General features: G+C 39.9%; 7 protein-coding genes. 2 read left to right on the plus strand and 5 right to left on the minus strand.

From position 1 onward, the window contains the following. Positions 1–1,089: 1,089 nt before the first annotated feature. The gene (tyrS, locus tag HHA43_RS12830; protein WP_168418748.1) at positions 1,090–2,322 is read right to left on the minus strand and encodes a tyrosine--tRNA ligase; all 1,233 of its coding nucleotides are present in this window, start codon (positions 2,320–2,322) and stop codon (positions 1,090–1,092) included. A gap of 63 nt (positions 2,323–2,385) precedes the next feature. On the opposite strand from tyrS, the gene HHA43_RS12835 reads away from it, so the two are divergent. Next, positions 2,386–3,513: an anhydro-N-acetylmuramic acid kinase gene (locus HHA43_RS12835; RefSeq protein WP_168526448.1), complete on the plus strand. Its 1,128-nt coding sequence runs from the start codon at positions 2,386–2,388 to the stop codon at positions 3,511–3,513. Positions 3,514–3,630: 117 nt separating this feature from the next. Here HHA43_RS12835 and erpA read toward each other — a convergent pair whose 3' ends face one another. The 3 genes from erpA to HHA43_RS12850 all read right to left on the minus strand — a co-directional run bounded on the left by erpA (position 3,631) and on the right by HHA43_RS12850 (position 6,225). After that, entirely contained in the window at positions 3,631–3,966 is a 336-nt protein-coding gene (gene erpA, locus HHA43_RS12840; protein WP_004969742.1) for an iron-sulfur cluster insertion protein ErpA, read from the minus strand. A 131-nt stretch (positions 3,967–4,097) separates the two neighbouring features. Then, on the minus strand, positions 4,098–5,105 hold the full coding sequence (locus tag HHA43_RS12845; protein WP_168542756.1) for a putative solute-binding protein: 1,008 nt from the start codon (positions 5,103–5,105) through the stop codon (positions 4,098–4,100). 109 nt (positions 5,106–5,214) lie between these two features. After that, positions 5,215–6,225, minus strand: coding sequence for a putative solute-binding protein (locus HHA43_RS12850; RefSeq protein ID WP_168542758.1), 1,011 nt, complete (start codon positions 6,223–6,225; stop codon positions 5,215–5,217). 399 nt (positions 6,226–6,624) lie between these two features. Here HHA43_RS12850 and HHA43_RS12855 point away from each other — a divergent pair, with 399 nt between their 5' ends. Then, on the plus strand, positions 6,625–8,556 hold the full coding sequence (locus HHA43_RS12855; RefSeq protein WP_168542760.1) for an ATP-binding cassette domain-containing protein: 1,932 nt from the start codon (positions 6,625–6,627) through the stop codon (positions 8,554–8,556). Between the two features lie 485 nt (positions 8,557–9,041). Here HHA43_RS12855 and HHA43_RS12860 read toward each other — a convergent pair whose 3' ends face one another. Continuing rightward, the gene (locus tag HHA43_RS12860; protein WP_168542761.1) at positions 9,042–9,401 is read right to left on the minus strand and encodes a hypothetical protein; all 360 of its coding nucleotides are present in this window, start codon (positions 9,399–9,401) and stop codon (positions 9,042–9,044) included. Positions 9,402–9,618 lie beyond the last annotated feature (217 nt).

Below are 9,618 nucleotides of genomic sequence, written 5' to 3' on the forward strand. Positions count from 1 at the left end.
CAATCAATGAAATATTTTCGATTAATCAATCAGTAAAAATCCACACAAGTTGTTCTTCATAATCTCTTAATGATCTTATTTTCACTTCGTCAGTAAAAATATAACGCAAAACTTTCTCTACAACTTAACCCTGTGAGCTAAGTTTCTAAGTTGTTTCGCGTCGGGATGGGTGCATTCTAGGGGATTTCAAAATCTTTGCAAGCCCTAAATTAGAATATTTTTCACGTATGTATTTTTTTTCTACAAAATTGCTTGGTTTTTTAATTTTTTACTATTTTTTCATCAAAATTTAATAAAAAGTCCGATCCACAAGCTCCTCGAGGCTTTTTAGAAACTGTTTTTGATTAACCTAAGTTATAAGTTCGCAGCTACTGTCATCGATTAACCCAAACTATTAACCTAAGTTTTTTAAAATCTATATCTGAGTTTTAACCAAAAATTTTGGATATCGCTTAAAAATACCAATTTATCTTAACCAATCATTTAAACGGCGTTTATCTACTTTATGTTTTTTATGTTAGTACAGCAATCTTGCTCATTACTGAAAATAGAAGCTCACAGTTTTATGACTTCGATTGAAATGTAAATACTTACTTTAAAAATGGCGTGAAAGTTAGTGAATACGAAACCTGCAAATTTCTGGGCTACATCTTATTTACTGCAAATGCCTTAGTAGCAAATAAAAGAACGCTGACTAAATTAAATAGAATTTACCTTTTGGTCTAAATTAGCATTAAAATCGAGGCAAAAAAAAGAAAGAGATCTCTCCCAAAATCCCTCCCTCGGAGTTGAATCTATAAACGATCCATATATTGTTATTATAGTTATAAGAAAAAAAGAGTCCCTTGGGGAAGAGACTTGGAAATTGTGGAGCTATAGTTATAAGTACCCTCTAGATCTGTTTTGTACACTGTGTCTAGATGGATGAATCATATACATAACTGAGCAAAAATGCAAGCCACTTGGCAAAATTTAAGTGTTGTTTTTATAAGGTTTTTTTTGAATTTACTTATTTAAATAATTCATATACCCAACATAAAATAAAAGCAGGCCAATGCCTGCTTTTATTTTCAATTACTTAGCACACGATTAGTCGGTAAAAGTGACTTTGGCAATCGCTTTTTTGCCCGCCTGAATAATATGCGTTGCATTTTCCTTCACAGAAAAACCTGCATCTACAACATTCCAGTCCACTTTTACTGCACCACGTGCAACTGCATCTTTGGCTTGCGCTGCATTTTTAGTCAGGCCTGCTGCACGCACAATAGAAGCAATAAATAATTCACCGCCAAACTCAGCACGTGAAATGGTCACCTCAGGTGTACCTTCTGGTAATTCACCTTCGGTAATAATATTGCCCGCACCTTTATGGGCGTTTGCAGCAGCTTCCGCACCGTGGAAACGCTCAACCAACTCAAGTGCCAAAATCTTTTTGATTTCTTGAGGATTACGCCCTTCTGCCATTTCTTTCAACAATACGTCAATTTCATCCATTGACTTAAAGCTGAGTAATTCAAAATAGCGTTCTATCAGACTGTCTGGCATAGATAAGACTTTTTGATACATCGCACCCGGTGCATCAAACACGCCAATATAGTTGCCTAAAGATTTAGACATTTTATTGACGCCATCTAAACCTTCTAAAATTGGCACCGTGATACACACTTGCGCTTCTTGATCATAACGACCTTGTAAGGTACGTCCCATCAACAAGTTAAAGGTCTGGTCTGTACCACCTAACTCCACATCGGCTTGTAAGGCCACCGAGTCATAACCTTGTACCAATGGATACAAAAATTCGTGAATCGCGATCGGTTGTTGGTTGTTATAACGCTTGGTGAAGTCATCACGTTCCAACATGCGTGCTACAGTCTGCTGCGATGCCAATTGGATTAAATCGGCTGCAGTTTTTGTAGCAAACCATTCAGAGTTAAACACCACTTTGGTTTTCTGAGGATCAAGAATTTTAAAAACCTGTTCTTGATAAGTTTTGGCATTTTCCAAAACTTTTTCACGTGACAACGGCGGACGAGTTGCACTTTTACCTGTTGGATCACCAATCATGGCCGTATAGTCGCCAATCAAGAAAAACACTTCGTGACCTAAGTCTTGGAATACTTTTAATTTATTGATTAATACCGTATGCCCCAAGTGTAAATCAGGTGCTGTCGGGTCAAAACCCGCCTTAATTTTTAAAGGACGATTCTCTTTTAATTTCTTCAGAAGATCTTCTTCAGAAATAATTTCATGCGTGCCTCGTTGAATGAGAGCAAGTTGTTCTTCAGCCGGCAGGAAATTTGACATCACGAAATCCAAACACATCAGTTATTCAATTTGTGCGATATACTAACACTTTTTCAGCATATTGCAGGCTATAGAATAACCATGACAGCGATCTATATTGGGGTAATGACGGGCACAAGCATGGATGGTGTCGATCTTGTTGCTGCTTCTTTTGATCCACTGCAACTCCACGCCACCCTAACTTTGCCGTTTGACCCTGATTTACGTGACGAACTCATGGCGCTCACTTTGCCCGATGACAATGAAATTGACCGCATGGGCAAGGCCGATGTAGCTTTAGCCACCATGATTGGTCATGGCATTAATAGTCTGATCGAAAAAAATAAACTAGATAAATCTCAAATTAAAGCAATTGGCTCACATGGGCAAACCATTCGTCATCGTCCTGAACATGGCTTTACCTTGCAAATTGGTGACCCTAATATCATCACTGAAATCACCCAAATTCCTGTAATTTCAGATTTTCGTCGTCGTGACATGGCCGCAGGTGGACAAGGTGCACCTTTAGTACCCGCATTCCATCAAAACTTATTTCAACATTCGAGTATTCATCGGGTTATTTTAAATTTAGGCGGTATTGCCAATGTCAGCCTATTACCTGCGGGGCAGCCTGAAGCAGTATCTGGTTTTGATACAGGGCCTGCCAATATTTTAATGGATGCTTGGTGTGAGCGTTATACAGGTCAGCCGTATGATGAAAATGGCAATTGGGCCGCTTATGGACATCCAATTCGCAGCTTACTAGATCGATTGCAAGCACATGCATTTTTCTCCAAAGAACCGCCAAAAAGTACGGGGCGCGAAGACTTTAATTTGGAATGGCTAGATGAACAAATTGCCGATTGGCGCAATGATGTGGAATATGACGAACTCGAAGATAATCCTGAAAACGTACAAGCGACTTTATTAAAGCTAACCACACGTGCCATTAAAAAAGCCATTTACCGTTCTGGCATGGATACAGGCGAAGTCTACGTCTGCGGTGGTGGTGCTTATAACTCCTACCTATTGGAACAGTTACGCTGGCGTTTGCGAAAACATCAGTGGACTGTGCAAAGCACAGCCGATTTAGGTTTGAACCCAACTTGGGTAGAAGCGACGGCGTTTGCTTGGTTAGCGATGCGTTTTTGCCAACAGTTAAGTGGTAATTTACCTGCTGTGACTGGGGCAAAAGGTGATCGCATTTTAGGTACCATGACCTTGGTTTAACTCCAAGCAGGAACAAAAAAGCCTTTCCTATTTCTGCACAGGAAAGGCTTTTTAATTTGTAGTACATCCATCCAGTTTTTAGATGGTTATACCTAAATAATTTTTAGATCACATTGGTTAGATTGAGAATGAAGAACCACAGCCACAGGTCGTGGTTGCATTCGGGTTTTGTACCACAAAACGTGAACCTTCTAAGCCTTCAATATAATCTACCACTGAACCCACTAAATATTGATAGCTGAGTGAATCGACCAGCATTTTTACATCGCCATTCACAAATTCTGCATCATCTTCATTTTGGCTTTCTGCAAAGTTAAAACCATAAGAAAATCCTGAACAGCCCCCACCTGTGACATAGACACGTAGCATTAAGTCTTGATTACCTTCGCTATCACGCAATTGGCGAACTTTTTTAGCAGCGTTATCGGTCAGCTCAAGTGCTTGGGCATTCATGATGGATTCCTCAGATACAATTCAGATGTCTTTTTCGCAAAAAGACCACTATTCAAGTATAGCATACTCAATATTGGGACTGTGATGCAGAATTAAAGTGAATTCTGAGTAATTATCTCAAGATTATCGAATCATTTATAATTTTCATCCTGCAAACCACATTCGAAATTGGTTGGCGCTTCTTTACAGCGGAATTGCCACAATAATTTCATCATGCGCTTGTCATAGACTCCACGTTTGGTCAAATCAATCCGCGATTCACGCATCATTTTTTGATAACCTGGTTGATCTGCTGCAGGCACTTGCATCCAATATTTGGCAGGAATATCGGCTTTCATTTTTCCTAAAATACCAAAGGCACGTGGTAATTGGCCTTTAACCCATTCACGTGATTTTTGCCCAAAACCTGCAGGGAATTTATCTGGGCGAATAATAATATTACCCGTCACCTGTAAAATTGGATAATTCACAATTGCGCCTTTGCTGCCTAAACCTTTATGTAACTCTAAAGGACGGAAAACTGCGGCTGGTGCGCCAATAATATCGACCTGACCATTGTTAAATTTACTGCCAAAATTGGTAACATCGGCACTAACTGCTTGCGCACCAATTTGCTGTACCATGATTTTTTGCGCTTGGTCATAATCTAAAACTGCAATTTTTTTGCCTGCAGCTTTGGCCACGCTATTAATGCTGCGGTCATTCACCATCAAAAATGCATCACCCACTGGAATTACACCAGCCACTTCATACTGACCATTGCGCATATATTTGGCAAACGCAGGACTGGCCAACCCTTGCATGACTTTTACTGCAAGTTTTAAATCAGGAATAGCACCAATGGCATCCAATGAACCTGTAAAGTGGTTAAATTGGCGCCCACGCATACCTGTTACACTAATCGCATCACACTTACCTGCTTTAAAGTCTTCTGCAATAACTCCTTCGTTTTGACCAACACGTAATTCAATATTGGCACCCCAATTTTTTGCGGCCAATTGATAATCTTGCATTAGGTTGTAAACATCACCACTTTTTCCAACCAAATCAAATACACAAACCACTTGTTTGGCCTGTACGGCGCTGGCAGCCAGAGATATTCCCGCACCGAATAATAAAGCCTGCGTCCATTGTTTCATGCATGTCTTCCTTATTTTTTGTTTTTCTAGCGTTGTTGTTATCTATCTGACTTAAAGCAAATTTCAAGTCATCAACAACCGAGCAGTTGCTCGGTTGTTTACAGCTTCGTTATTCACCACCAAGTGAACATTCAAAATTGGTTTTTTCGACAGAACAACGGGCACGTTTTAATACCCTCATCATGGCAGGGTCATAAATGCCACGCTTGGTCATATCCATACGTCCATCGCGCAGCATTTTTTGATATTTGGTTTTATCTTCTGCACTGAGGTTCATTTTATATTTGGCTGGAATTTCACCTTCCAAACGGTTAATCATGCGCATGGCTTTAGGTAAGTTTTTCACAAACCAATCACGTGATTTTTGACCAAAACCTGCAGGAAATTGTTCAGGACGAATCACAAAGTCAGCTGTCACTTGCAACACAGGGAAATTAAACATTGCCCCGTTATTGCCTAAACCTTTATAAATTTCTAAAGGTTTATAAGCATAAGCAGGCGCACCAACCATATCTACCTGACCATTATTGAACTTGGCCACAAAGTTAGACACATCTGAAATTACGGCTTGCGCACCAACACGCTGCACCATAATTTTTTGCGCATCGTCATAACCAAGTACTGCAAACTTTTTGCCTGCTGCTTTTTCAATAGAGCTAATATTTTTATCTCGCACAAAAATAAAAGCTGAACCTAAAGGTGAAATCCCTGCCACTTCATACTTTTTCCCACCTAAATTGGTGACCATTTTGGCTGCATTACGTTTATCTAGGGCAAAACTGATGGCACGCTGTGCAATAACATTACTTGGTGCGCCACCCAATGCATCAATTGAACCTGCAAATTTATTGTACTGACGGGCACGCATGGCGGTCATAAATACCCCATCACATTTACCTGCCTTAAAATCATTGTCTGCGACCGCTTCATCTTGACGCGGAATTAAATTAACTTCTGCACCCCAGCCTTTTGCAGCCAAGGCCCACTCTTGTGCCATTTGAAATGATTCACCAGACTTACCCAGTAAGTCAAAGACACACACATCTACTTTTGCTGCCTGCGCCTGCGCGCTGAAACCGATTGCAGCCAAAGTGGTAAGGGTTGCTAATGTTTTTTTCATTGTTACGATCCTTCTACACATTTTTTTATTTTTGAGTGTCCGTACACGGAATAAATATTAAGCAAGTTCAAATTAAAAAAATAGAGCATTTACTCAAATTTCATCTGTCAATTCTGTCAAAAGCAGATTCAACTGTTCATACACCAATATTAAAAATGAGATAATTCATTTAAATTTTAATGGTTTAAAATTCAGCGCTAACTTTTCGCCGATTTAAGCTCTCCTGCTCTTGTTTACAAAGTCATAAACAAACTGTGGCTATTTAGCTTGGAAAAAGCTGTTTTTTGTCTTTTTAAGCACTAAAAATTCAGGGCAGCATAAATAAAACCCTGCTTATTTTTATTTTCTTCTGGGCTTCTATTAGAATAGGCACACCTTTTGTTGTGACCAGTAAACACCATGATTCAACTTAACCAAGTTTCTTTACGCCGCGGTGGACGTGTTTTATTCCAAAAAGCGTCTATGCAAATCCATCCTGGCTGGAAAGTCGGTCTGACTGGTGTAAATGGTGCAGGAAAATCTAGTTTATTTGCCGCACTCTTGGGCAGTTTAACCCCCGATGAAGGTACACTGAGCCGTCCGCAAGGTTGGACTGTGGCGCACATGGCACAAGAAGTTAAAGCCTTGGACTTGCCTGCAATAGATTTTGTACTTTCAGGTGATGAGGAATACTGGAATATTCAACAACAATTAGAACAGCCTGAACAAATGGACAATGACCGCCTTGCGCATTTGCATGGTCGTTTTGATGAAATACATGGCTATACTGCCCCTGCCAAAGCAGCACAGTTGATGGCAGGTTTAGGCTTTATGGAACATCAAAATAACTTGCCTGTGAGTAGCTTTTCAGGTGGTTGGCGCATGCGCCTGAATTTGGCTCGCACCTTAATGAGCCGTTCAGAATTGCTGTTACTGGATGAACCCACCAACCACTTAGACCTAGATGCCATTTTATGGTTGGAAGACTGGCTCAAAGCCTATTCAGGAACCTTAGTGCTGATTTCACATGACCGTGATTTTTTAGATGCTATTACCGATCATATTTTACATATTGAAAATGGTGAACTGACTTTATATACCGGCAATTATTCTACTTTTGAAACTACCCGCAGTGAACGCTTGGCACAGCATCAACAAGCTTATGAAAAACAGCAAGAAACCCGCGCACATTTGCAAAAGTATATTGACCGTTTTAAAGCCAAAGCCACCAAAGCACGTCAGGCGCAAAGCCGTATCAAACAATTGGAACGCATGCAATTACTTGCCCCTGCGCATGTAGATACGCCATTTACCTTCAGTTTCCGTGAACCCACCAAAATGAGTTCACCTTTATTAACCTTGGAGCAGGTCAGTATTGGTTATGCAAATAAAGTCATTGCCAGTAAAATTAACCTACAAATCACTCCGACCAGCCGCATTGGTTTATTGGGGATGAATGGTGCGGGTAAATCGACCCTGATTAAATCCTTAGTTGGTGAATTAGCCTTATTGTCTGGTGCCCGTAAAGCGTCTGAATTGCTCAATATTGGTTATTTTGCACAGCATCAAATGGATGCTTTAGATGATAATGCCAGCCCAATGTTACAACTGGCACGTATTGCCGATCCTAAAATCAGTGAAGCCACTTTACGCTCTTTTTTAGGCAGCTTTGGCTTTAGCGGTGAACGCATGGATACCCCGTGTGAAAGTTTTTCGGGTGGTGAACGGGCGCGCTTGGCTTTGGCTTTAATTGTATGGCAACGCCCTAACGTACTGATTCTAGATGAACCAACCAACCATTTAGACTTAGATATGCGGCACGCCTTAACCATGGCGCTGCAAGACTATGAAGGTGCTGTGGTGTTGGTTTCACACGAACGTCAACTGATTGCCAGTGTTTGTGATGATCTACTTTTAGTACATGCAGGACAATGTACTGAATTTGAGGGGGATTTACAGGATTATGCCAACTGGTTGCGTCAAGCACGCGCAGACATGATCAAACAAGGCAGCACGGAGAGCAGTAACCCAAGCCCAGTAGCTGAAAAAACCAGTCCGAGTAAAATTGATAAAGAAGCGCAGCGTAAACTGGCAGCTCAACGCCGTGAGCAGACCCGCCCTTTACGTAAAAATATTGAAAAATGCGAAGCTAAAATTGAAAAAATTCAACCACGTTTGAGCGAAATTGAAAACCTTTTGGCAGATACCGCCTTATATGAAGCATCACGTAAAGATGATTTACTTCAACTGATGAATGAGCAAAATGATCTTAAAGCAGCATTGGCAGAAGCAGAAGAACATATGCTTGAACTGATGATGGAACTTGAAGAACTCGAAAGTAGTTTTGAATAAGCCTGATTATTCAGACAATTAAGTATTAATCATCATCGCCTTTAGACTGTGTCTGTTATCCAACGCAGTGCTGAGGGCACAGACTTTTTATCCTTAATTGCTATCCTTTAATTTATCTTCACAATCAAAATATAAACGAAGCTAAAACCTTCGCTGCATGTGTTTAATTTATCTAATCAATCCACAGCTAAAGATTTAGCACAGACCAATCCCTGATGTTCCACAGCAAACTGCAATAAAAATTAAAATCAGATCGAGCAAGAAGCTAGGTGTTCAAATCATGCATTTTAAATTCAAAGCGCAACGTTTAAATTTAAAATCTTAGATTTAAATTCAAAGCCGATTCAAAAGTTACCCACAACCTAATTTGATATTCGTTTTTAAATTCAAAACCACTATTTTTCTGCTTTTAGCTCAAATATACGATCAGCGAATTAAAAATTCAGTCCTAATTATCTAAAATTATCCACAAGCCATACGACTCATTAGGCACTGACTTTGGCTGCACAAAAACGTAATTCCTGAATTTTCCAGCCCTGTAAATAGCGCCAGATTTCTTGAATATAGCCCTGTTCATCCGCCAAACCAATCTGAATCCGACAGTTGACCTGCTCACGGTCAAATGCATATTCTTCAGAATCGACATTGGTTTTTTGTGGCTTCCATACCCCATTTTTAATTGCATGCTGAATTGTGGCATAACGTGTTTCACGATTTTCCACGCGCGATTCAGCCTCATAAATTACGCTAAAATCGTCATCTTCATACTGTGCGAGTGTTTCAACATTGCCCGTAAAAAAGGCGTTTAACCATGCGTCACGCGCTTGTTCTAATTGATTATCCATCTTGCTGCTTATCCTCTATTTTTATGTAAATTTGATTAGTTAAGGCTCAGCATGACAGAACAATAAGTCATTTTTATAAAAGATACTTGGATGAATCATGACAACAACAAAAGCCAAACACAAAAAAGCACTCCGTAGAGTTAATGCCAGTCAGTTAAGCAAAAAAAGTTAAAATACTGTAAAAAGAGCGTATGTAAATACGCTCTTTTTTTATGAA

It is taken from the genome of Acinetobacter sp. A2 (genome assembly GCF_012371325.1).
Lineage (GTDB): Bacteria > Pseudomonadota > Gammaproteobacteria > Pseudomonadales > Moraxellaceae > Acinetobacter.